Below are 23,524 nucleotides of genomic sequence, written 5' to 3'. Positions count from 1 at the left end.
TAAACCGCCGCCGGTAACGCCCCATGAATACCAAGCGCCCGACCTGCGCGGCGCCCGCCGCCGAAACGGCCGCGCCCGCCGCCAGTCAGAACTACCAGTACTGCAACCTGGATCGCGACGAATCCGCCGACACTGCGCTGGCGGAGGAAGTGGCGCTGGCCATCGCCTACAACGGCATCAGCCAGGCGGTGATGCTGGTGACCCCCAGCGATCTGCAGGACTTCATTGTCGGCTTCAGTCTGGGCAGCGGTATTGTCAGTGAGCTGGCGGACATCTACGACATTCAGCTCAGCGGCAGTGGCTCGGCGCAATACGCTCAGGTCAATATCGCCAGCCGCGCGTTCTGGCAGCTCAAGCGCCAGCGTCGGCAATTGGCCGGGACCAGCGGTTGCGGACTGTGTGGGGTCGAGGCGGTGGAACAGGCCCTGCCCCAACTCGAAGTATTACCCGGCGCGCCCTTGCCGCCCGCGCAGTGGCTCGACGGTCTGCGCCAGCGCATCAGCGCCTTCCAACCTTTGGGCCAGCACTGCGGCGCCGTGCATGCGGCGGTGTTCATGAACGAACGTGGCGAGTTGCTGCTGGGCCGTGAAGACATCGGCCGACACAACGCCCTCGACAAGCTGATCGGCGCCCTGGCCCGGCAGAACATCCCGACCGCCGGCGGGCTGGCGATCGTCACCAGCCGCTGCAGCCTGGAATTGATCCAGAAAGCGCTGCGCGCCGGCATCCAGACTCTGGTCAGCCTGTCGGCGCCCACCGGCCTGGCCGTGCAATGGGCGCGTCGACACAACCTCAATCTCATCCATTTGCCACAGAAAAACGCCCCACGGGTCTACAGCCCGGCGTCGGAGAATCAAGCGTGAGCCAACACCGTCAAGCCGACCAGACACCCGTTCCGCGTTACAAACCCTACAAAGGTCCGGCCGGTGGCTGGGGCGCGCTGAAAAGCGTTGCCCAGGCCTGGTTGACCAGCGACAACGCGCTGAAAAACCTGCGGATGATGCTCAAGACCAACAAGAACGGCGGATTCGACTGTCCGGGTTGCGCCTGGGGCGACTCGCTGGAAGGCGGCATGGTGATGTTCTGCGAAAACGGCGCCAAGGCCGTCAACTGGGAAGCCACCAAGCGTCGGGTTGATCCGGCGTTCTTCGCCAAACACAGCGTCACCTCGCTGCTGGCGCAGAGCGACTACTGGCTTGAATACCAGGGCCGCATCACCGAACCCATGCGCTACGACGCCGAGACCGACCGCTACCAGCCAATCAGCTGGGACGCTGCCTTTGCCCTGATCGCCAAACACTTGCGCGGTCTGTCGAGCCCCAATCAGGCCGAGTTCTACACCTCGGGCCGGGCGAGCAACGAAGCGGCGTTCCTCTATCAATTGTTTGTGCGCGCCTATGGCACCAACAACTTCCCCGACTGTTCGAACATGTGCCATGAGGCCAGTGGTGTGGCGCTGTCGCAGAGTGTGGGCGTCGGCAAAGGCACCGTGACCTACGCCGACTTCGAGCATGCCGATGCGATTTTCGTCTGGGGCCAGAACCCCGGCACCAACCACCCACGCATGCTTGAACCGCTGCGCGAAGCAGTGAAGCGCGGCGCGCAAGTGGTGTGCATCAACCCGCTCAAGGAACGTGGTCTGGAACGCTTCCAGAATCCGCAGAAGCCAATCGAAATGCTCACCAACGGCGACAAGCCGACCAACACCGCGTACCTGCGCCCGGCACTGGGCGGCGACATGGCGCTGATGCGCGGCATGGCCAAGTTCCTTCTGCAATGGGAACGCGATGCGCAAAAGGCTGGCGCGCCGGCAGTGTTCGATCACGCCTTTCTCAATGAGCACAGCGTCAATCTGCTGGACTACCTGGCCGTCGTCGATGACACCCCGTGGGAGCAGATCATCCAGCAATCCGGCCTGAGCCTGGTGGAAGTCGAGCAAGCAGCACGCATGTATGTCACCGGCAAGAAGGTGATCATGTGCTGGGCGATGGGCATCACCCAACATCGTCATTCAGTGGCGACCATCCAGGAAATCGCCAACCTGATGCTGCTGCGCGGCAACATCGGCCGCCCCGGCGCCGGCCTGTGCCCGGTGCGCGGCCACAGTAACGTGCAGGGCGACCGCACCATGGGCATCAACGAGCGGCCACCGGCGGCGTTTCTCGATGCGCTGGAGAAACGCTTCCAGTTCAAGGTGCCACGGGACAACGGCCACAACGTGGTCGAAGCCATTCACGCGATGCTCGAAAAGCGTTCGAAAGTGTTCATCGCCCTCGGCGGCAATTTCGCCCAGGCCACACCGGACAGCCCGCGCACCTTCCAGGCCTTGAGCAACTGCGAGCTGACGGTACAAATCAGCACCAAGCTCAACCGCAGCCACCTGGCCCACGGCAAGGATGCGTTGATCCTGCCGTGCCTCGGGCGCACGGACATCGACCTGCAAACCGAAGGCGCACAAGCGGTGACGGTAGAAGACTCGTTCAGCATGGTGCATGCCTCTAATGGCCAGTTGGACGCGCTGTCCCGGCAAATGCGCTCGGAACCCGCCATCATCGCGGGTATCGCCGCCGCTACTCTGGGCGACACGCCGGTGGACTGGAATTGGCTGGTGGGCGATTACCGACGCATCCGCGAGTTGATCGCCGAGACCATTCCGGCCTTCAAGGACTTCAACCAGAAGATCCAGCATCCGGGTGGCTTCTACCTGGGCAACAGCGCCGGTGAGCGACGCTGGAACACCGCTTCCGGCCGCGCCAATTTCCGCCCCAATAGCCTGCCCCTCGACCTGATCCACGAACGTACCCGCGCAACAGGACAGTCGCCGGACCTGATCATGCAATCAATGCGTTCCCACGATCAGTACAACACCACCATCTATGGCCTCAATGATCGTTACCGGGGGGTCAAGGGTCAGCGCGATGTGCTGTTCGTCAACGAAGCCGACATCATTCGCCTGGGCTTCAAGCCAGGACAGAAGGCCGATATCGTATCGCTGTGGGACGATGGCGTGGAGCGGCGAGTGAAGGGCTTCACGCTGCTGGCGTTCGACATTCCGGCAGGACAGGCAGCCGCCTATTACCCGGAAGTGAACCCGCTGGTGCCACTGGAAAGCATCGGCGATGGCAGCCATACGCCGACCTCGAAATTCGTCGCGATCCGCCTGGAAGCGGCCAGCGACAATGGCTTGATCCTCAGCAAATCGGCGTAAACATCGCCCACAAAAAAGGCCGCTTTATGGGGAAAGCGGCCTGTCTCAAGTAACCATAGACCTGCGAAAATCCATTAAGTTCCCTCTATAAAACAATAACTTAGCTAATTGTGCACAAGTCGTGTTACTCGTCGGATTCCGATTGTAACGATGCTGTCACAGCCTCAGGATCGCCTCGTCATCCCTTTGAGGCTCCTCTATGAAGTTCTCCTCGATTCTCTTGTTGTCCCTTGGCCTGATCAGTGGCGTCGCGTCAGCTGGAGGCACCACTGAAGCAGGTGTGGGCGGCGCATTGGGCGGGGTTCTCGGCTCAGTCGTCGGTCAGTCGCTGGGCGGCAATACCGGCTCGACCATTGGTGCCGCACTGGGCGGTGCGGGTGGTAGTGCGGTGGGTGCCAACAAACACAGCCGTGGCGAAGCAGCCATCGGCGGCGCGCTCGGCGCGGCAGGCGGCAACGTGGTGGGCCGCAGTGTCGGTGGCAGCACCGGCAGCCTGATCGGCGCCGCTGCCGGTGGTGGTGCCGGTGGTGCACTGGGTAACTACATGGGTAACAAGTACGACGACGAAGACCGTGATGACGGCCGTCGCTACCGCGGTGGTCGTGACGACCGTCGCTACTACCGTGACGGCCACCCGGGCCGCGGTCATGCCTACGGGCATCGCAAGCACAAGCATCGCCACTATCGCGACTGATGAATCAGTGAATTGCCAAACGAAAATCGCAGCCCTCGGGCTGCGATTTTTCGTTACACCAGCCGCTGCAACGCCTCGCGCAACTGGTCAGGAATCGGCACTGGCTGATTCGACGACCGATCGACAAACACGTGAACAAAGCGCCCTGCCGCGCAGGCGTCCTCCTCTCCCGCCTTGAACACCGCCAATTCGTACTGCACCGAACTGTTGCCCAGCTTGCCGACGCGCAAGCCGATCTCGATGCGCTCGGGAAAGGCAATCGAGGCAAAGTAATCGCAGGCCGAACTGACCACGAAGCCGACCACCTCACCGTCATGGATATCCAGGCCACCGACTTCGATCAGGTAGGTGTTCACCGCCGTGTCAAAGAAGCTGTAGTAGGTCACGTTGTTCACATGTCCGTAGACATCGTTGTCGTGCCAACGCGTAATGATCGGTTGGAAGTGTTGGTAGTCGGAGCGTTGCGGCATGCGGTCGGTCATGGAGTTTCCTGGCAATGAATGGGCATCCAGCGATCACCATAGTCAGGCCGCCACGCTTTTTGAAGGGATAACCCTGATGGCCGCCATTCAGCCGCTGGATGCACTGGCCGCCAGATGGCTCTGGGCCCAGGCCCGCACTTCGGCATAGGGATAGTCCTCCAGCGCCGCGAACCCCGGAATTGCCCTGGCCTTGAGCCGGGTAAACAGCGGCACGCTGATTCCGCAGAGGAAGCGCGTCAGTCGCTCCGCGCCAGGCGCCTGGCCGCAGTGGCTTTGGTGCTTGTGGATAAAATCGCCACATAAGGCATCAAAGTTTTTCTCCACAAGCGCCGGCAATTTGGGCGGCGGTGGCAAATGAGCGACCTGCCCCAGGCACACCGAACAATGTCCGCAATGTTCGGGAGCCTTGTCGTCGCCGAAGTAGTGCGCCAGGCGCTGGCCGAGGCAGCGCTCGGTCGCGAACAGATCGAGCATCGCGTGGATGCGGGCAATTTCCGTGCATTCGTGTCGGGTGAAGTAGGCAAACAACTCCAGACTCACTGCTCGCGCATCGAAGTCACCCTGCAGCAGGCTGTAGACCTCGGTCATCTGTTTGCTTTCCAGTTCTACCCACCCCTTTTCCTGGAAGTAATCCAGAGCCTTGACCACCCGGCTGCGCTCCGCCTGATGCTGCAAATACAGCGCGTCGAAATTCACCGTGGCCCAGGTTCGCTTACGATCGGAAGTCTGGATGATGGCCCGGACAAATTCCCGGCGCTCGCCCTCGAACCGCGCGAGCAAATCCTCCGGCTCCAGCAGGTATTTGAACCGGTACTCGGCAAAGTAGGCATAACGCGGCGCAATCAAGCGCTTCAATTCAAGCTGCACCAGCAAGGTCTTGAGCGGCAACTGACGGATATTGCTGTGATCGGCCAGCGGCCCCAGCAAAAATTCCCACTGTGCGTCCGGCGCGGCCGCCAGTAACTCATCCAGCACATGGCGGATGCCATCCAGTTCCGGTGTGTCGCCATACACAAAGTTTTCCAGGACATTCAGGCTGTCGCGATTGGCCAGCACCAGGCAATCGGAGGGGAGTCCGTCACGTCCGGCGCGGCCGATTTCCTGGCTGTAGTTTTCGATCGATTTCGGCAGGTCGAAATGCACCACGTTACGGATATCGCTCTTGTCGATCCCCATGCCGAAGGCGATGGTGGCGACGATGCAATTGGACTCCCCGGCCATGAATCGACGCTGGATCGCCTCGCGCTGCTCGTGGGGCAATCCAGCGTGATAAGCCTGCGCCTCGAGCCCGTTGCGGGTCAGGTGCTCGGCAATCTGCTCGGCGGTTTTCTGCAAGGTGACATAGACGATGCTCGGTTGCCCGGCACGCGGGCTCATCCACTCCAACAGACGGCGACGCTTGTCCTGGCCGCGCACGGGTTCAACCAGCAAGTTGAGGTTGGGTCGGTAGAAACCGGTGGTCACCACATCGCCAGCGTCAATGGCGAATTTTTCCTGCATGTCGGCAATCACCTGCGGCGTGGCGGTGGCGGTCAACAGCAAGGTCTGAGGAATGTTGAACTGGCGCTGGTAGTCCGGCAGCTTCAGGTAATCCGGACGAAAATTATGCCCCCATTCTGAGATGCAGTGCGCCTCGTCCACCACCAGCAAAGAAATAGGTACTTGCTGAAGGAAGTGCCGGAAGCGCTCGTTCTTCAGGCGCTCCACGGAAATCATCAGGATCTTCAGCTCACCGCTGCGCGCCCGTGCCATCACCTCATTGGCGTCGTCACGGCTCTGCGCCGAATCGATACTGCCGGCGGTAATCCCGTGGCGCTGCAGAAACGCCAGTTGATCCTGCATCAACGCCAGCAACGGCGAGACCACCAGCGTCAGATGCGGCAACAGCAGAGCCGACAATTGATAACACAAGGATTTGCCAGAGCCGGTGGGGAAAATCGCCGCCGCCGAACGCCCGGCCAGAACTGCACTGATCGCTGCCTCCTGGCCGGGACGAAACTGTGGATAACCAAAGACCTGTTGGAGGGTGTGGTGCATATGCGGTCACTCCGTTGACGGCTGCGGTGTCGAAAGCCTAGCGGGCGAACGCAACACGTCGAGAAAAGCTCGGGGTCAAAAAGATTCCGGATGATACAGGGAGAAAGTCCCACCGCCCGCGTTGCATGGGCCTTGAATAATCTGGCACATCACCAAGAAATGCCTGACTCAACCTGACTGGATTAGCGCAGCGTATTGCGCACAGTAACCCACATGAACGTGGGAAACCCGAGTGGTTGCCGCCCGACAAAAAAACACATTGAAAGTCCTGTAGGCCAAGATCTGAATAGCCCGTAAATCCCCTACAGGAGCCGTCCACATACACCGTATTGCCGCGCTCCGGCGCCACTCCCTATAGTTGGCGAACGCTTCCCGGAACCCTGCACATGACAAGCCTGACGCCTCCCAACGAGCGCTATAAGCCCCTGACAGCAAACGCGGGCGATGCCCCGGTACTCGTCATCGATACCCAGGCCAACAGCCTAGATTTGCTTGAGGCCGCCCAGCAACGCGTCCGCGCCGCCAGCGAGCTATTGGAAACCCTCTACTGCCTGTGCTTCAACCAGGCTGACGGCAAGGACCTGGCACATGTCGTCAGTGCGTTATACCTGCTGACCCAGGATGGCAGCGACTTGCTGGATGTAGTTCAGCAGCAACTATCAACACCCTGAAAACAGTCATAACCAGACGAAAAACTGACCGTGCCAGACTCGATCATTTCCGCAAGAATGATTCACTCTACTCAATGTCGGACCAAAGGAAGCTTTCAGTGGCCACGCTGGACCCGTTCATCACCCGCCGCCGAGCGCTGCGCAGCAACCTGGGCGACACCCCGATTCTGCTGATCGACACCGAAGCCGATCCACAGGACATCCTGGAGGTCGCTCTGCAACGCATCCGCGCTGCCAGCGACCTGCTCGACGCCCTGCACCGCCAATCCTTCAGCCACGCAGACATCAAGGACATCTCCCATCTCACCCGTGCCCTGCGCCTGCTGACGCTGGACGGCCGCGACCTGTTGCAAGTCGCCCAGCAGCGCTTGCTCGACTGGCAGGCCTCGAGCTGACGACCAGGCTTTGCACCCGGCCTCACCACGCTCTACCATCCAGCCTTACCCCGGACGGATAGCACCATGAATCTCGCTCCCCACTTCCCCGACGACCGCCCCATGCACCTGCTCATGCAGCTGCTGCACGAAGAGCTCGGCCTGCCCGAACGCAAAACCATCAGCCTCGGCACCTGCGTCAATTTCGACCTTGGCTGTGACGGCGCCGACGCCCGGCAGTTGATGGAAGCCCTGGAAGAACAGTTCGATGTCGATCTGAATGACTTCGACAGCCATCGCTACTTCCACCCCGAAGGCCAGGACCTGTCGCTCAAACGCCGCGCCAAGGGTCGTGGCGAAAAGCTGCCGATGACCATTGGCATGCTTTATCAACTGATCAAGACCCAGCACTGGGATACCGCAGAACTGGAGCGCCTGTAATGATGCAGGCGAAAAAAAACCGCCTCGAAAGGCGGTTTTTTCAGTGCATCAGACTAACGCTTACAACTGCGGACCCGCAGCCTTGATCGCGTCGCTCACGTCGAACTTCTTGAAGTTCTCGATGAACAGGCCAGCCAGTGCTTTGGCGGCTTCGTCGTAGGCAGCTTTGTCAGCCCAGGTGGTGCGCGGGTTCAGCAGCTCGGTCTCAACACCCGGCACGGCTTTTGGCACGTCGAGGTTGATGGTGCCCAGGTGCTCGGTCTCTGCACCGACCAGTGCGCCGCTCTGGATCGCTGCAATCACTGCACGGGTAGTCGGGATGCTGAAACGCTTGCCCGAACCATAGCCGCCACCGGTCCAGCCAGTGTTGACCAGGTAGACCTTGGAGTTGAAACCGCGGATGCGCTTGATCAGCAGTTCAGCGTATTCACCAGCCGGACGCGGGAAGAACGGAGCGCCGAAGCAGGTGGAGAAGGTCGACTTGATGCCGCTGCCCGAACCCATTTCAGTCGAGCCCACCAGAGCGGTGTAGCCGGACAGGAAGTGGTAGGCCGCTTGTTCTTCGTTGAGGATCGACACGGGCGGCAGGACGCCGGTCAGGTCGCAAGTCAGGAAGATCACCGCGTTCGGCTCGCCACCCAGGTTCGCTTCCGAACGCTTGGCAACGTGCTCCAGCGGGTACGCCGCACGGCTGTTCTGGGTCAGGCTGACATCGTTGTAGTCGGCGTGCTTGGCATCATCGATAACGACGTTTTCCAGGACCGCACCGTGCTTGATGGCTTTCCAGATGACCGGCTCGTTCTTCTCGGACAAGTCGATGCACTTGGCGTAGCAGCCGCCTTCGATGTTGAAGACAACGCCTTCGCCCCAACCGTGCTCGTCGTCACCGATCAGGTAACGGCTTTCGTCAGCCGACAGGGTGGTCTTGCCAGTGCCGGACAGACCGAAGAACAGGGTCACGTCACCCTCTTCACCGATGTTGGCGGCGCAGTGCATTGGCAGTACGTCGGCAGCCGGCAGCAGGAAGTTCTGCACCGAGAACATGGCTTTCTTCATTTCACCGGCGTAGCGCATGCCGGCAATCAGCACTTTCTTCTGCGCGAAGTTGAGGATCACGCAGCCGTCGGAGTTAGTACCGTCACGCTCTGGCACGCACTCGAAGTTGGCAACGTTGAGGATTTGCCACTCTTCACGGCCAGCCGGGTTGTACTGGGCCGGGTTGATGAACAGGCAACGACCGAACAGATTCTGCCAGGCAGTCTGGGTGGTCATCTTCACGGCCAGGTAGTGGTCCGCTGCCGCACCTACATGCACATGGGAAACGAAATGCTCTTGAGCGTTGTTGAACGCTTCAACGCGGTCCCACAGGGCATCGAACTTGTCGGCCGGGAACTTGCGGTTGATTGGGCCCCAAGCGATGGCATCCTGAGTGCTTGGCTCTTCAACGATGAAACGGTCAACTGGCGAACGGCCGGTACGGTGACCGGTGCGAACTACCAGTGCGCCAGTATCGGCAAGCTCGCCTTCACCACGATTGAGGGCTTCTTTAACCAGATCATCAACACTCAGATCGGTGTACACGGCGTTATTGGCTTGCGTCATGAGGTTCCCCGTCGGCCATTGGCCGAGTGCTCCGAACGTTTTGTAGTAGAAAGTCCTGCACTACTACCGTGAAAAAAGTGGGCCGGATTATGCCAGAAAAGCCTGAAAAGAGTAGAGTCCTCCCGTCAGTACGGCGCAAATCCGGCGCAAAGCAGTGAATTCACCTGTGCTGAAGCGTTTTAGTGCCGAGTATCCGATGGCGTATCCACGCCCGCTCCGGAGAACAATTGAGCGATATCGGCCGAATCGAACAGGTAGCGCTGGTTGCAGAACTGGCAATCGATCTCGATGTTGCCACCATGTTCGACGACCAATGCCTGAGCATCTTCCTGCCCCAGGCTGACCAATGCATTGCCCGAACGCTGACGCGAACAGCTGCAATGGAAACGCAACTTCTGCACATCGAACAGGCGTACCTGCTCTTCGTGATACAGGCGATGCAGAACGGTTTCGTTGTCCAGGCTCAACAGCTCGTCTGCCTTCAGCGTGCCGCCCAGGGCCGTCAGATGCTGCCAACTGGCGGCGCGATCTTCTTCATCCTTCAGGCGATCGGCCGGCAGTTGCTGCAGCAGCATGCCGCGGGCGCGACGGCCGTCGGCGCACAGCTGAATGCGCGTGCCAATCTGCTGGGACATGACGAAGTAGTTGGTGAAGCAATCGGACAGGGTTTCACCATCCAGATCGACGACGCCCTGGTAGCGTTGGCCGTGTTGCGGGTCGACGGTCAAGGTCAACGAGCCTTCCGGCATCATGTCGGCGAGTGTCGCGCCTGCAGCAATCTTCGCTTCGTCATAGCGCGCCAGACCACGGATTTCACGCTCGCTGGAACACTCGATCATCAGCAGCGGAATCGGCCCTTCGGAACGCGCCTGGAGAATCAGCAGGCCATCGAACTTGAGGGTGCCGACCAGCAACGCAGCAGCCGCCATCAGTTCGCCGAGCAACTGCGCAACCGGCTCCGGGTAGGGGTGTTTGGCGAGGACTTCGGCGTAGCTACGCTCCAACGCAACGAGCTCGCCGCGGGTGTCGCTGTCATCGAAGATGAAGCGTTGGGTGAAGTCGGTATCCGGTAGATCAGTCATAGGTCTAGGTATCTGAAGTAATGACAAAATATGTCCAAGGGCTGAAAATCACGGCATCGCACTATTTTGGTGCGTGATTTTTTGCCATGGGAGGCATTTTATGAACAATCCGAGTCTGTTCCAAGCAAGGTGGAACCTCGGCCGATTGACGCTGTGTAATTTGATCCCGCTCGCTTTACTGAGTTTCTGGTTATGGCCTGCGGGACAAATGCTGTGTGTAATTTTCGACGAATGGCTTTTTCATCTGCTCAACGATCCGCTGGCGACCAGTGCCAGCTGGCTGCATATCTGGGCAATCGCCAGTCTGCGCCCCTTCGACGCAATAGTCGGCGTCATCCTCCTGGCGCTGCTGATACGCGGCAACTGGGTGTTCAAAGCCAGTGATGTGCGCCGGGCTTTCTTCGGTTTCTTCGCCATCCTGCTGTTGATGCTGGTGATCCGCACGCTGTTCTCCAAAGTCGCCGCCCACCTGGGCTGGCAGCATCAGAGCCCGTCGATGGTGATCGCCGGCGCTGTACAAATGAGCGACTACTTCCCGGGCCTGGAAAAAACCTGGGAGCTCAAGGACCGCTCCAGTCAGAGCTTCCCTGGCGATCATGCGTCCGTACTGATTATCTGGGCCCTGTTCATGGGCCTGTTCAGCCGCACCCTCGGGCAACGGCTGGTGATCTGGGGCCTGGCCGTCGTGTTCATGCTGCCGCGCCTGGTGGCGGGGGCACACTGGGGCCAGGACGACTACATCGGCGGCTTGTTGCTGGCGGTCTGGGCCCTGGGTTGGGGCTACTACACCCCATTCGCCGCCAAGGCGTCGGAACTGTTAATGCGGCTGACGGCACCACTTTTCAAGTTGCTGGGCGCATTACCGGTGATTTCCCGGATGAGCGTGGTGCGTAGCGCCTGACCACAGCCTTACGCCAGGATCGCATCGACAGGTCGCGATCCTGGCTGTTCAGTCCTGGGTGCTGCCCTGGAATTTGAACAGGTCACGACGTTGTTTCTTGCTTGGCTTGCCATCGGTGCTGACGCCCAGGGCTCCCGCCTTGCGCAAAGCTGCGGCGTTCTCGCGCTTGGCGATGCTGGCCTCAGTCTCGCGGTACAGGGTCTGTGCCTCCGGAGCGCCACGGCGAACAATCGAGAGGGCCTGTACGACCACCGTGCGCTCGTCGAAACCGGCGCGAATCTGAAATTCGTCACCGACTCGCGGCTCCTTGCCCGGCTTGCAGCGCTCACCCCGACAATGCACTTTGCCACTCTCGATGGCCGCCTTGGCCAGCGCGCGGGTTTTGTAGAATCGCGCCGCCCACAACCATTTATCGAGACGGACTTTGTCGTCCTCTTCGGTTTTTTGTGCCATGGGATTTCCTCATTCTGAAATATTTCTGAACTGTACTACCGTTTCTGGCGTGCCATGATTTTCACCGGCTCAGCATACAATGCGCGACCTCCTCGGACTGCGTTCGAGGGCCGGCAATCCGGGCTGTAGATATCTGTCGCCTTTTAACCACTATTCTGCGTGAATACCGCTCATTCGTCCGCATTGCGCGGCGAGCGGGTCTCTCACCGGCTGAGCACATTTGAAGACATTTGACCATTTGACCGTTGTTGGTCTGCGCGAGTGGGTGGCCCTTCCCGACCTGGGAGTCGCCGGCCTGCGAGCGAAAATCGACACCGGCGCCAGTACCTCCAGCCTGCACGCCACGGAGATCGAACCCTTCGAACGCGACGGCGAAAAATGGGTGCGCTTTACCGCGCATCTGGGCACCGTGGTGCAACTGCGGCACCGCCGCTGCGAAGCACCGCTGGTGACCCGCAAGACCATCAAAAGCTCCAACGGCCAGGCCCAGGTTCGCTACGTGATCAGCACCACCCTGGCGCTCGGCGATCGAGTATGGCGAGTCGAGTTCACCCTCGCCTGCCGCAAGTCCATGCGTTATCGCTTGCTACTCGGCTCCAAGGCACTGATCGACGGCCATCTGGTCGTCAATCCCGGCATCAAGTACGTTCAAGACAAGCCGGTGTTCCCGGTGTCCAATCTTTCCCCCACAGGTGTTGCATGAAGATCGCTGTGCTTTCGCGGAACCCGCGTCTGTATTCCACTCGTCGTTTGGTTGAAGCCGGGACCGAGCGCGGGCATGAGATGGTGGTGATCGACACCCTGCGCGCCTATATGAACATCGCCAGCCACAAGCCGCAGATCCACTATCGGGGCAAACCCCTGGAAGGCTTCGACGCAGTGATTCCACGGATCGGCGCATCGGTGACGTTTTATGGCTGCGCGGTTTTGCGCCAGTTCGAAATGATGGGGGTGTTCCCGCTCAACGAATCAGTGGCGATTGCCCGCTCGCGAGACAAATTGCGCTCACTGCAATTGCTCTCACGCCGTGGCATTGGCTTGCCGGTGACCGGCTTTGCCCACTCCCCGGACGACATTCCCGACCTGATCGATATGGTCAACGGCGCGCCACTGGTGATCAAGGTCCTGGAAGGCACCCAGGGCATTGGCGTGGTGTTGTGCGAAACGGCGACTGCGGCGGAGTCGGTGATCGAGGCGTTCATGGGCCTCAAGCAGAACATCATGGTCCAGGAGTACATCAAGGAAGCGGGGGGCGCCGACATTCGCTGCTTCGTGGTCGGCGACAAGGTCATCGCCGCGATGAAACGCCAGGCCAAACCCGGCGAATTCCGCTCCAACCTGCACCGTGGCGGTAGCGCCAGTCTGATCAAGATCACCCCGGAAGAACGCATGACCGCATTGCGTGCCGCCAAGGTGATGGGCCTGTCAGTGGCCGGTGTGGATATCCTGCGCTCCAATCACGGCCCCCTGGTCATGGAGGTCAATTCGTCTCCCGGCCTGGAAGGCATCGAAACCACCACTGGCAAGGATGTGGCGGGAATCATCATTCAGCACCTGGAGAAAAACGGCGGGCCGAACATGACCAGAACAAAAGGAAAAGGATAAGAGCAGCTGTGAGCTTTTAGCTGCAAGCAAGGGCCGTACGCGTCGCTCATTCCAGGCGCGGACTGCCTTTGCTCCTGACTTGCAGCTTGTCGCTTGAAACTCACCTCTGCTTTTAAACCGCATCCCTGGGCAACATCAGCCCCAGCGGCAATCGCACCCGCGCTTCGAGGCCGCCACCGGAGCGGTTGCGCAGTTCGACATTGCCGCCATGCATCGCCGCAATACGCTTGACGATGGCCAGGCCCAGCCCGGTACCTTTGCCGCCCCGGGCGCGGTCGCCACGGGTGAACGGGTTGAAGATCGCCTCCAGCTCCGACGGATCGATGCCCGCCCCACGGTCCAGCACGCTCAGCACTACGTAAGGCGCGCTGACGTCGCCCGAGACGTAGGCCGCTACCTCCACACCGCTACCGGCATGGTTCAAGGCGTTGCCAATCAGATTGTTGAGCAGGCGTTTCATCGATACCCGGCGCAGCGGAAATGGCTGGATCGGCTCCAGACGCAGACGTACGCGCTCTTCGTTCTGGTTGTAGGGCGCCGCCACCTCGCGTACCAGGTCACTGAGGTCGACCTCCTCCACCGACTCGTCACGACCGTCACGGATAAACGCGAGGAACTGGTCGAGGATCGCGTCCATGTCCTCGATATCGCGCACCATATCGTCCGTCAGATCGCTGCGGTTACCCATCAACTCCAGCGACAGGCGCAAGCGAGTAAGCGGCGTGCGCAGGTCATGGGAGACCCCCGCCAGCATCAACTCGCGTTCACGCCCGGCCTGCTCGACATCCTCAGCCATCTGGTTAAAGGCGCGATACACCTCGGCCATCTCGCTAGGCGTATCACTGATCGGTAGGCGCACACTGCGCCCCTGGCCCAGTTGCCTGGCCGCATTCACCAGGCGTTTGAGTGGCTGGTTGAGCTGGCTGACGAAAATCCACGCCGAAGCGGTGGATAACAAACCAATGGCCAGGAACCAGCCCAGCACGCTCCAGATTTTCTGCCCGCGCAGCGGATGCGGATACAGCGGCACCTTCAGCCAGCCGTCCCCGAGGCTCGGCGCCCGCACCCAGAGGGCGGGAGGCGCGTGCATGCGCAAGCGCACTTCGGTGTCGCCACCCAGTTCGGCCTGCATCTGCCGCTGATAGATCTCGCTGTATGGCCAGTGCTGCTCGCCTTCGGGCACGCCTGCGCCAACCACGCGGATCAATCCGGCGGCGTCGGCAATTTTGGTTCGGTTGTCTTCATCGGCTGCCCAGTAGGCACGCAGGGTCAGCGCGACGCCGTGGCTGTATTGACGGTCCACCAGCACGTCCTCGTTCATCAACAGATAAACCAGGGTCAGCGCCTTGGAAAACAGCACGACGATCAGCACCAGCCAGAGGGTGCGGGAGAAGAAACTCTGGGGAAACCACACGGGGGTTTTCATGGGAGGCAGCTACACATTTTGCATGAGCGAGAGAGCCTCGCAGAATTGCGGACCGCGAATCAACCGGATAACGCATTATCCGGCGGACCCGCTCCTACAAATCGCCCATCACTTGGTCGCGGTACCGTCCGGAACGAACACGTAACCCACGCCCCAGACTGTCTGGATGTAGCGTGGTTTCGATGGATCAGGCTCGATCATCCGGCGCAGGCGGGAGATCTGCACGTCGATGGAGCGCTCCAGGGCGTCCCACTCACGGCCACGGGCCAGGTTCATCAACTTGTCGCGGGTCAGCGGCTGGCGAGCGTTCATCACCAGCGCCTTGAGCACGGCGAATTCGCCGGTGGTGAGCATGTGCACTTCATCGCCGCGCTTGAGCTCGCGAGTCGCCAGGGACAGCTCGTAATCACCGAAGGTAACGCTCTCGTCCTCGCTACCCGGTGCGCCCGGCACGGGAGCCGATTGGCGACGCAGGACGGCCTTGACGCGCGCCACCAGTTCGTCCGGGTTGAATGGCTTGGGCAGGTAATCGTCGGCGCCCAGTTCCAGGCCCTTGATACGGTTCAGCTCATCGTTGCCCTTGGCGGTCAACATGATGATCGGGATCTGGTTGTTCTCCCTACGCAGGCGGCCGCAGGCCGTGAGGCCATCTTCGCCCGGCATCATTACGTCGAGAACAACCAGGTTGAACACTTCACGTGCCAGCAGGCGGTTCATCTGTTCGGTGTTGGGCACCGTGCGGGCGCGATAACCCTTGCCGACGAGAAAACGCTCCAGCAGGCTGCTCAGCCCCGGATCGTCGTCAACAATAAGAATTTTTTCGCCTTCAGCAGTTTGTGCAGTGCTGCTCATTGGATGCTCCTTTGATCTCGGCGCGCATTATGGCGTAGCTGCCGTTATACGTACCGTGTGCATTGTTAGCAGATTTTTCCTCTACCGCCACTCTGACAGGCATTGTGCCTACAGGTCGGGATGCCCCCCGAAGCGCGGAACGCTGGTTATAATGCGCGGCGTTTTGTGTCAGGCAACGTCAGATCGTTGCTGCCCCTGGCGACTTTTTATTTTTCATCGCCGGGCAGTAATTGTTCGATTTCACGGGTCAATGGGCTGCCTTTGATCCAGGTAGCGGCGCAGGCCAGGCCGCTCAACCAGACTCGCCGGGCCTTGATCCCTGTGCCCGCGAGCCTGCTTTCACAATTTGTCAGGTGGTTTTATGGACAGCATCAACAGCCGCATCGCCGAGGAACTCGGTGTCCGCCCACAACAGGTCGAAGCGGCCGTCGCGCTACTCGATGAAGGCTCCACGGTGCCCTTCATCGCCCGCTACCGGAAAGAAGTGACCGGCAGCCTCGACGATACGCAACTGCGTCATCTGGAAGAGCGCCTGCGCTACCTGCGAGAACTCGACGAACGGCGCATCAGCATCCTGGCCAGCATCCAGGAGCAGGGCAAACTGACCCCGCAACTGGAACGGGACATCAAGCTCGCCGACACCAAGACCCGTCTTGAAGACTTGTACCTGCCATACAAGCAAAAGCGTCGCACCAAGGGCCAGATCGCCCTGGAAGCCGGCCTCGGCGAGCTGGCCGACGGTCTGTTCAACGACCCGAGCCTGACCCCGGATGTCGAAGCGGCGCGCTTCGTCGATGCCGAAAAAGGTGTCGCCGACGTCAAGGCTGCCCTTGAAGGCGCCAAGTACATCCTCATGGAGCGCTTCGCCGAAGACGCCAGCCTGCTCGACAAACTGCGCAGCTACCTGAAGCAGGAAGCCACCCTCAGCGCCCGCGTCATTGCCGGCAAGGAAGAGGAAGGCGCCAAGTTCCGCGATTACTTCGAACACGATGAACCGCTGAAAAGCATGCCGTCGCACCGCGCGCTGGCGATTTTCCGTGGGCGCAACGAAGGCATCCTCAGTTCGGCGCTGAAAGTCGGCGATGAACTGCCAGGCACCATGCACCCATGCGAAGGCATGATCGGCCAGCAGTTCGGCATCTCCAACCAGAATCGCCCGGCGGACAAATGGCTGTCGGAAGTGGTGCGCTGGACCTGGAAGGTCAAGCTCTACACCCACCTGGAAACCGATCTGCTGGGCGAACTGCGCGATGGCGCCGAAGCCGAGGCGATCAACGTCTTCGCCCACAACCTGCATGACCTGCTGCTGGCGGCTCCGGCCGGTCCACGCGCCACCCTGGGCCTCGACCCGGGCCTGCGTACCGGCTGCAAGGTCGCGGTGGTCGACGCCACCGGCAAGCTGCTCGACCACGCCACGGTCTACCCGCACGTGCCGCACAACAAGTGGGACCAGACCATCGCCGTGCTCGCGGCCCTGTGCGCCAAGCACTCCGTCGACCTGATCGCCATCGGCAACGGCACCGCCAGCCGGGAAACCGACAAGCTGGCCGCCGACCTGATCAAGAAATACCCGGCGATGAAAATGACCAAAGTCATGGTCTCCGAGGCCGGTGCTTCGGTGTATTCGGCGTCCGAGTTGGCGTCCAAGGAGTTCCCCGACCTCGACGTGTCGATCCGTGGCGCGGTGTCGATTGCCCGTCGCTTGCAGGATCCACTGGCCGAGCTGGTGAAAATCGATCCGAAATCCATTGGTGTTGGCCAGTACCAGCATGACGTGTCGCAGCTGAAACTGGCGCGCGGCCTGGATGCAGTCGTCGAAGACTGCGTGAACGCCGTCGGCGTCGACGTCAACACTGCGTCCGTGGCGCTGCTGGCACGCATCTCCGGGCTCAACGCGACCCTGGCGCAGAATATCGTCAGTCACCGTGACGAACATGGCGCGTTCAAAACCCGTGCAGCGCTGAAAAAAGTCGCACGCCTGGGTGAAAAAACCTTCGAACAGGCCGCCGGCTTCCTGCGCGTGATGAATGGCGACAATCCGCTGGACTCGTCCGCGGTTCACCCGGAAGCCTACCCGCTGGTGCAGCGCATTGCCGCCGAGACCGATCGCGACATTCGCTCGCTGATCGGCGACAGCGGTTTCCTCAAGCGCCTGGACCCGAAAAAGTACACCGACGAAACCTTCGGCTTGCCGACGGTCACCGACATTCTGCAAGAGCTGGATAAACCCGGCCGCGATCCGCGCCCCGAGTTCAAGACCGCCGAGTTCCAGGAAGGCGTCGAAGACCTCAAGGACCTGCAACCGGGGATGATTCTGGAAGGTGTGGTAACCAACGTGACGGCCTTTGGTGCCTTCGTCGATATCGGCGTGCATCAGGACGGTTTGGTACATATCTCCGCGCTATCCGAGAAGTTCATCAAGGACCCGCGTGAAGCGGTGAAGGCCGGCGACGTGGTCAAGGTCAAGGTCATGGAAGTCGACATCCCACGCAAACGCGTGGGTCTGTCGATGCGCATGAGCGACACCCCGGGCGAGAAGGTCGACGGTGCCCGTGGTGCCCGTCCTGGCTCGGCGCCCCGTCAATCGCAGGGCAACGCGCCACGCAAGGAAACCACGGCGGCAGCACCGAGCAACAACGCGATGGCTTCGCTGTTCGCCAACGCCAAACAGTTGAAGAAGCGCTGATGGAAGTCCCTGCCGGGTACACCGAAAGCGCCTTTTTCAAGTTGCTGGGTTGCCGCTTGCACAGCCTCGAAACCGGGGTTGCACAAGTGGCCCTGGAGTGGGTGCCGGAGCTGCGCAACCGTGCCGGGAAACTGCACGGCGGTGCCCTGTTCAGCCTGGTGGACATTGCCATGGGGCTGGCCTGTTCCAGTTCCCATGGTTTTGACCAGCAGAGCGCGACCATCGAGTGCAAGATCAACTACATCCGCGCCGTCGCCGACGGCGAGGTGCTGTGCACGGCCCGGGTAATTCACCCCGGCCGGCGCACGCTGGTGGTCGAGGCCGATGTGACCCAGGGCGACAAATTGGTCGCAAAAGCACAAGGCACGTTCGCTGTCCTGTAGCTAGCCGTCATCAATTTGGGTTAATTTCGGTGCTGTGACCGCAGCACCGGGATTTTCTGTGGGAGCGAGCCTGCTCGCTCCCACAATGGTTTTGATGAGTCGAAAAACAAGGCGAAAACGCCAGTTTCTACTTCACCCTTGTAGACCGTCCGGCCCACCCCCATATTGGGGCGACTGACGCGTGAAGGAATCCAACTTGAGCGAACTTCTCAACCGCCGCCTGGCTCTGCTCGGCGAGCGCGCCCACCTCTCTCTGCTCGAGCAGTGTCTTCACGGAATTGAACGTGAATGCCTGCGCGTGACCGAGGAAGGTCGCCTGGCGCAAACGCCGCACCCTGAAAGTCTGGGTTCCGCGCTGACCAACGAACAGATCACCACCGACTATTCCGAGTCGCTGCTGGAGTTCATCACGCCCGCCCTGCCCGACCCGGCCGACACCCTGGCGAGCCTGGACAGCATTCATCGCTTTGCCTACAGCAAACTCGGCAACGAGTACCTGTGGAGTCCATCGATGCCGTGCCCGTTGCCGGCCGAGGAAGACATCCCGATCGCCTACTACGGCACCTCCAATATCGGGCAGCTCAAGTACGTGTACCGCAAGGGCCTGGCCCTGCGCTACGGCAAGACCATGCAGTGCATTGCCGGGATTCACTACAACTTCTCGCTGCCGGAAAAGCTCTGGCCCCTGCTCAAGCAGGAAGAAGGTTTCGTTGGCAGCGACCGCGATTATCAGTCGGTCGCCTACATTGCCCTGATCCGCAACTTCCGCCGCTACAGCTGGCTGCTGATGTACCTGTTCGGCGCCTCGCCGGCACTCGACGCCGGTTTCCTGCGCGGTCGTGCGCATCAGTTGGAGCAACTGGACGCCGACACCCTGTACCTGCCCTACGCCACCAGCCTGCGCATGAGCGACCTGGGTTACCAGAGCAACGCCCAGGCCGGCCTGACGCCGTGCTACAACGACCTGAACAGCTACACCGACAGCCTGCGCAAGGCCGTCGCCACGCCGTACCCGCCCTACGTCGAAGTCGGCACGCACAAGGACGGTGAGTGGGTGCAACTCAACACCAACATCCTGCAGATCGAAAACGAGTACTACTCCAACATCCGCCCGAAACGCGTGACCTACACCGGCGAGCGGCCGATCCAGGCGCTGATGGCCCGGGGCATTCAGTACGTCGAAGTGCGCCTGCTGGACATCAACCCGTTCCTGCCGCTGGGCATCGACCTGCCGCAAGCGCGCTTCCTCGACGCCTTCCTGCTGTATTGCGCGTTGAACGACAGCCCGCTGCTGACCGGCGACACCTGCAGTAACGCCACCTCGAACTTCCTCAGCGTGGTCAAGGAAGGCCGCCGTCCGGGCCTGCAATTGCAGCGTGACGGTCAGTCAGTGGACCTCAAGGACTGGGCCAGCGAGCTATTGGAAAACATCGCACCGCTGGCGGCTTTACTGGACCAGAGCCATGGCGGCGACGCCCACAGTCAGGCCCTCGATGCACAGTTGGCGAAGGTTCGCGATTCGTCGTTGACCCCGTCTGCCCAGGTGCTGGCGGCGATGAAGCAGCACCAGCAGAGCTTCGCCCAATTCTCCCTGCACCAGAGCGAGGCCCACGCCGAGTTCTTCCGCAGCGAGCCGTTGCCGGCTGAGGAGCAGGCCAAGTTCGAAGAACTGGCGCGCACTTCACTGCAACAGCAAAGCGAGCTGGAACAGAACGAAGTCGGTGACTTCGATGTGTTTGTCGGTTCGTACCAGGCGAGCATCCTGGCGATCAGCAACTAGCGGTTGAAGGTCCTGCGGACCTTTATCGCGGGAGACCGCTCCCACAGGCTTACAGTGGACCTGTGGGAGCGGTCTCGCGCTTGCGGTTGCCCGCGAAGACAGCACAGCGGACCTTCCTGAAAAACTTCCTCACATAAGCTAATTCGAAAAGGTTATTTATTTTCGGATTCTTAGATCATTTAGTCTCATTACTCGCCGAAACCCCGGCCGCCTGATGAGACCTCGATCATGAAACGACACTTCCCCCTACGCCTCCTGGCGGCCGCGTCCCTGGCGGCTGCAAGCTTCTTCGTTCAAGCGGCAGACTTCACCGTCGCCTACCAGACCACCGTTGATCCGGCCAAAGTGGCCCAGGCCGACGGCAGCTATGAAAAAGCCACCCATGCCAAGATTGACTGGCGCAAATTCGACAACGGTGCTGACGTGATCACTGCCATCGCCTCGGGCGATGTGCAGATCGGTTACCTCGGTTCCAGCCCGCTGACCGCCGCCATTACCCGCAAAGTACCGGTGCAGACCTTCCTCATTGCCACCCAGATCGGCGCCGCTGAAGCGCTGGTTGCTCGTGACGGTGCCGGGATCAACACCCCGCAAGACCTGATCGGCAAGAAAATCGCCGTGCCCTTTGTCTCCACCGGTCACTACAGCCTGCTGGCCGCGCTCAAGCATTGGAACATCGACCCGTCGAAAGTCACCGTGCTCAATCTCGCCCCTCCTGCAATCATCGCTGCGTGGAAACGCGGTGACATCGACGCCACTTACGTCTGGGACCCAGCGCTGGGCGTCGCCAAGGAAAACGGCAAGGTGCTGATCACTTCCGGTGAACTGGCCAAATTCGGCGCGCCGACCTTCGATGCCTGGATCGTGCGCAAAGACTTCGCAGAGAAACACCCGGAGATCGTCAGCGCTTTCGCCAAGGTCACCCTCGATGCCTACGCCGATTACCGCAAAGACCCACAAGCCTGGCTGACCAATCAAGGCAACGTCGACAAGCTGGTGAAACTTTCCGGCGCCAAGGCCAGCGATATCCCGCTGCTGTTGCAGGGCAACGTCTACCCGTTGGCCGCTGACCAGGTCATCAGCCTCGGCGCGCCGACCACCAAAGCCATCACCGACACCGCCGCATTCCTCAAGGAACAAGGCAAGGTCGAGGCCGTCCTGCCGGACTACGCGCCGTACGTCAGCGCCAAGTTCATCCCCAACTGATCGGAGCACCCTGCGATGGCCTTGCTACAACTGGAGCGCATCAGCGCACAGTACCCAGGTAACCCGGAACCGGTACTGGCGGATATTTCCCTGACCCTGGGGCCTCAGCAACTGCTGGTCGCCCTCGGCCCATCCGGAAGTGGCAAGACCTCGCTGTTGAACCTGATCGCCGGCTTCGTCGAACCCAGCGCCGGGCGGATCACTCTGGATGAGGTACAGGTCAAAGGCCCGAGCGCCGAACGCGGCGTCGTGTTTCAGGACGACGCCTTACTGCCCTGGCAGGATGTTCTGGCCAACGTTGCTTTCGGTCTGGAACTGGCCGGAATACCCCGTGCGCAACGTGAGGCCCGCGCCCGGGAAATGCTCGCCCTGGTCGACCTCGCCGGCTATGACAGTCGGCGTATCTGGCAGCTTTCCGGCGGGCAGAAACAGCGCGTCGGCCTGGCGCGCGCCCTGGCCGCCGATCCACGTGTGTTGCTGATGGACGAACCTTTCGGCGCTCTCGACGCTTTCACCCGCGAACAGATGCAGGAGTTGCTCCTGCAAGTCTGGCGGCGCACTTGCAAGCCAGTGTTTTTGATTACCCACGACATCGAAGAAGCGGTGTTCCTCGCCACTGACCTGATTCTGCTGGCGCCCAATCCTGGACAGATCGTCGAACGGCTGCAACTGGATTTCGGCCAGCGCTATGCCGCCGGCGAATCGGCCCGCGCGATCAAATCCGACCCACGTTTTATCGAAACCCGCGAGCACGTCCTGGCCCGTGTGTTCTCGCAACGCAGCGCCGCCCAGCGGCAGGAGCGCGCATGAGCACTTATGAAATCAGCAGCGCAGCGGCGCCGACCACAGCCCCATCGCGCCCGGGCCGACGCAGCCTGAGTATTCGCTGGATCAGCATCCTGACGCTGATCAGCCTGATTGCCCTGTGGTGGGCGGTGACCGCCACCGGCCTGATCGAACCGCTGTTCCTGCCGCCGCCCTCGGCCGTTGTGCAAAAAGGCTGGATGCTGGCGACCAGCGGCTACATGGACTCGACACTGTGGCAGCACCTCGCCGCCAGTCTCCAACGTATCGGCCTGGGCCTCGGCTTTGCGGTACTGACCGCAGTGCCGGTGGGTATTGCCATCGGCCACAACCGTATCGCCCGTGGCGTGCTCGATCCGCTGATTGAGTTCTACCGGCCGATTCCGCCACTGGCCTACCTGCCGTTGATCGTGATCTGGTGCGGTATCGGCGAGCTGTCCAAGGTGCTGCTGATTTACCTGGCGATCTTCGCCCCTATTGCCATCGCAACCGCGACCGGGGTGCGCACCGTTGACCCGGCGAAATTGCGCGCCGCGCAGTCACTGGGCGCCACCCGCAGCCAGTTGATCCGCCATGTGATTCTGCCCAGCGCCCTGCCGGACATTTTAACCGGCGTGCGCATCGGTCTGGGTGTCGGCTGGTCGACCCTGGTCGCCGCCGAACTGATCGCCGCCACCAGCGGCCTCGGCTTCATGGTGCAGTCGGCGGCGCAGTTCCTGGTCACCGATGTAGTGGTGCTAGGGATCCTGGTGATCGCGCTGATCGCCTTTGCCATGGAAATGGGCCTGCGCGCCCTGCAACGCAAGCTGGTGCCCTGGCACGGCCAGAGCCATTGAG

At 61.0% G+C, this 23,524-nt stretch carries 22 protein-coding genes; 15 read left to right on the top strand and 7 right to left on the bottom strand.

What is annotated here, in order from left to right; genetic code table 11:
• Positions 1 to 23 precede the first annotated feature (23 nt).
• The 3 genes from fdhD (at position 24) to KW062_RS02010 (ending at position 3,902) form a co-directional block, all read left to right on the top strand.
• Positions 24 to 863 (top strand): formate dehydrogenase accessory sulfurtransferase FdhD, encoded by an 840-nt coding sequence (gene fdhD, locus KW062_RS02020; protein ID WP_105754105.1) that lies wholly within the window; start codon positions 24 to 26, stop codon positions 861 to 863.
• Complete coding sequence (locus tag KW062_RS02015) at positions 860 to 3,208, top strand: FdhF/YdeP family oxidoreductase (RefSeq protein ID WP_027617275.1); 2,349 nt, start codon at positions 860 to 862, stop codon at positions 3,206 to 3,208. Before fdhD ends, KW062_RS02015 begins: the two co-directional genes overlap by 4 nt.
• 199 nt (positions 3,209 to 3,407) lie before the next feature.
• Complete coding sequence (locus KW062_RS02010) at positions 3,408 to 3,902, top strand: glycine zipper domain-containing protein (RefSeq protein WP_105754106.1); 495 nt, start codon at positions 3,408 to 3,410, stop codon at positions 3,900 to 3,902.
• Between the two features lie 53 nt (positions 3,903 to 3,955).
• Here KW062_RS02010 and KW062_RS02005 read toward each other — a convergent pair whose 3' ends face one another.
• Positions 3,956 to 4,384, bottom strand: a complete 429-nt coding sequence (locus KW062_RS02005; protein ID WP_027617273.1) for an acyl-CoA thioesterase — start codon at positions 4,382 to 4,384, stop codon at positions 3,956 to 3,958.
• An 87-nt stretch (positions 4,385 to 4,471) separates the two neighbouring features.
• Positions 4,472 to 6,421, bottom strand: coding sequence for a RecQ family ATP-dependent DNA helicase (locus KW062_RS02000; protein WP_105754107.1), 1,950 nt, complete (start codon positions 6,419 to 6,421; stop codon positions 4,472 to 4,474).
• 386 nt (positions 6,422 to 6,807) lie between these two features.
• Between KW062_RS02000 and KW062_RS01995 the strand changes: the two genes are divergently transcribed.
• The 3 genes from KW062_RS01995 to KW062_RS01985 all read left to right on the top strand — a co-directional run bounded on the left by KW062_RS01995 (position 6,808) and on the right by KW062_RS01985 (position 7,907).
• Complete coding sequence (locus tag KW062_RS01995; protein WP_027617271.1) at positions 6,808 to 7,092, top strand: hypothetical protein; 285 nt, start codon at positions 6,808 to 6,810, stop codon at positions 7,090 to 7,092.
• Positions 7,093 to 7,190: 98 nt separating this feature from the next.
• Positions 7,191 to 7,487: a hypothetical protein gene (locus tag KW062_RS01990; RefSeq protein WP_027617270.1), complete on the top strand. Its 297-nt coding sequence runs from the start codon at positions 7,191 to 7,193 to the stop codon at positions 7,485 to 7,487.
• A gap of 66 nt (positions 7,488 to 7,553) precedes the next feature.
• Positions 7,554 to 7,907: a DUF1493 family protein gene (locus tag KW062_RS01985; protein ID WP_105754108.1), complete on the top strand. Its 354-nt coding sequence runs from the start codon at positions 7,554 to 7,556 to the stop codon at positions 7,905 to 7,907.
• Positions 7,908 to 7,967: 60 nt separating this feature from the next.
• Here the strand turns inward: KW062_RS01985 and KW062_RS01980 are convergent, their stop codons facing one another.
• Both KW062_RS01980 and hslO read right to left on the bottom strand, forming a co-directional pair.
• The gene (locus tag KW062_RS01980) at positions 7,968 to 9,509 is read right to left on the bottom strand and encodes a phosphoenolpyruvate carboxykinase (protein ID WP_027617268.1); all 1,542 of its coding nucleotides are present in this window, start codon (positions 9,507 to 9,509) and stop codon (positions 7,968 to 7,970) included.
• A 179-nt stretch (positions 9,510 to 9,688) separates the two neighbouring features.
• Complete coding sequence (gene hslO, locus KW062_RS01975; protein ID WP_027617267.1) at positions 9,689 to 10,591, bottom strand: Hsp33 family molecular chaperone HslO; 903 nt, start codon at positions 10,589 to 10,591, stop codon at positions 9,689 to 9,691.
• A gap of 100 nt (positions 10,592 to 10,691) precedes the next feature.
• Between hslO and KW062_RS01970 the strand changes: the two genes are divergently transcribed.
• Entirely contained in the window at positions 10,692 to 11,492 is an 801-nt protein-coding gene (locus KW062_RS01970; RefSeq protein WP_105754109.1) for a phosphatase PAP2 family protein, read from the top strand.
• A 48-nt stretch (positions 11,493 to 11,540) separates the two neighbouring features.
• On the opposite strand, the gene KW062_RS01965 is transcribed toward KW062_RS01970, so the two are convergent.
• The gene (locus KW062_RS01965) at positions 11,541 to 11,945 is read right to left on the bottom strand and encodes an RNA-binding S4 domain-containing protein (RefSeq protein ID WP_027617265.1); all 405 of its coding nucleotides are present in this window, start codon (positions 11,943 to 11,945) and stop codon (positions 11,541 to 11,543) included.
• A gap of 220 nt (positions 11,946 to 12,165) precedes the next feature.
• Between KW062_RS01965 and rimB the strand changes: the two genes are divergently transcribed.
• Together rimB and rimK are read left to right on the top strand one after the other, a co-directional pair.
• Entirely contained in the window at positions 12,166 to 12,648 is a 483-nt protein-coding gene (rimB, locus tag KW062_RS01960; protein ID WP_027617264.1) for a retropepsin-like aspartic endopeptidase RimB, read from the top strand.
• A complete protein-coding gene (gene rimK / locus KW062_RS01955; RefSeq protein WP_010214091.1) occupies positions 12,645 to 13,550 on the top strand; it encodes a 30S ribosomal protein S6--L-glutamate ligase in 906 nt (301 codons plus the stop codon). Before rimB ends, rimK begins: the two co-directional genes overlap by 4 nt.
• A gap of 112 nt (positions 13,551 to 13,662) precedes the next feature.
• On the opposite strand, the gene KW062_RS01950 is transcribed toward rimK, so the two are convergent.
• On the bottom strand, positions 13,663 to 14,976 hold the full coding sequence (locus KW062_RS01950; protein WP_027617263.1) for an ATP-binding protein: 1,314 nt from the start codon (positions 14,974 to 14,976) through the stop codon (positions 13,663 to 13,665).
• Between the two features lie 108 nt (positions 14,977 to 15,084).
• Positions 15,085 to 15,828, bottom strand: a complete 744-nt coding sequence (ompR, locus tag KW062_RS01945) for an osmolarity response regulator transcription factor OmpR (RefSeq protein ID WP_027617262.1) — start codon at positions 15,826 to 15,828, stop codon at positions 15,085 to 15,087.
• Between the two features lie 361 nt (positions 15,829 to 16,189).
• Between ompR and KW062_RS01940 the strand changes: the two genes are divergently transcribed.
• From KW062_RS01940 to tauC, 6 genes are all read left to right on the top strand, one after another.
• Entirely contained in the window at positions 16,190 to 18,514 is a 2,325-nt protein-coding gene (locus tag KW062_RS01940; protein ID WP_105754110.1) for a Tex family protein, read from the top strand.
• The gene (locus tag KW062_RS01935) at positions 18,514 to 18,897 is read left to right on the top strand and encodes a PaaI family thioesterase (RefSeq protein ID WP_051550482.1); all 384 of its coding nucleotides are present in this window, start codon (positions 18,514 to 18,516) and stop codon (positions 18,895 to 18,897) included. The genes KW062_RS01940 and KW062_RS01935 overlap by 1 nt, the downstream gene beginning before the upstream one ends.
• 196 nt (positions 18,898 to 19,093) lie before the next feature.
• Entirely contained in the window at positions 19,094 to 20,677 is a 1,584-nt protein-coding gene (gene gshA, locus KW062_RS01930; protein WP_027617260.1) for a glutamate--cysteine ligase, read from the top strand.
• A 228-nt stretch (positions 20,678 to 20,905) separates the two neighbouring features.
• Positions 20,906 to 21,883: a taurine ABC transporter substrate-binding protein gene (tauA, locus tag KW062_RS01925; RefSeq protein ID WP_105754111.1), complete on the top strand. Its 978-nt coding sequence runs from the start codon at positions 20,906 to 20,908 to the stop codon at positions 21,881 to 21,883.
• Positions 21,884 to 21,898: 15 nt separating this feature from the next.
• The gene (tauB, locus tag KW062_RS01920; protein WP_027617258.1) at positions 21,899 to 22,693 is read left to right on the top strand and encodes a taurine ABC transporter ATP-binding subunit; all 795 of its coding nucleotides are present in this window, start codon (positions 21,899 to 21,901) and stop codon (positions 22,691 to 22,693) included.
• The gene (gene tauC / locus KW062_RS01915) at positions 22,690 to 23,523 is read left to right on the top strand and encodes a taurine ABC transporter permease TauC (RefSeq protein ID WP_105754112.1); all 834 of its coding nucleotides are present in this window, start codon (positions 22,690 to 22,692) and stop codon (positions 23,521 to 23,523) included. The genes tauB and tauC overlap by 4 nt, the downstream gene beginning before the upstream one ends.
• Position 23,524: the final 1 nt, after the last annotated feature.

Source organism: Pseudomonas fluorescens, assembly GCF_019212185.1.
Lineage (GTDB): Bacteria > Pseudomonadota > Gammaproteobacteria > Pseudomonadales > Pseudomonadaceae > Aquipseudomonas.
This window is presented reverse-complemented; position numbering and strand designations above follow the sequence as displayed.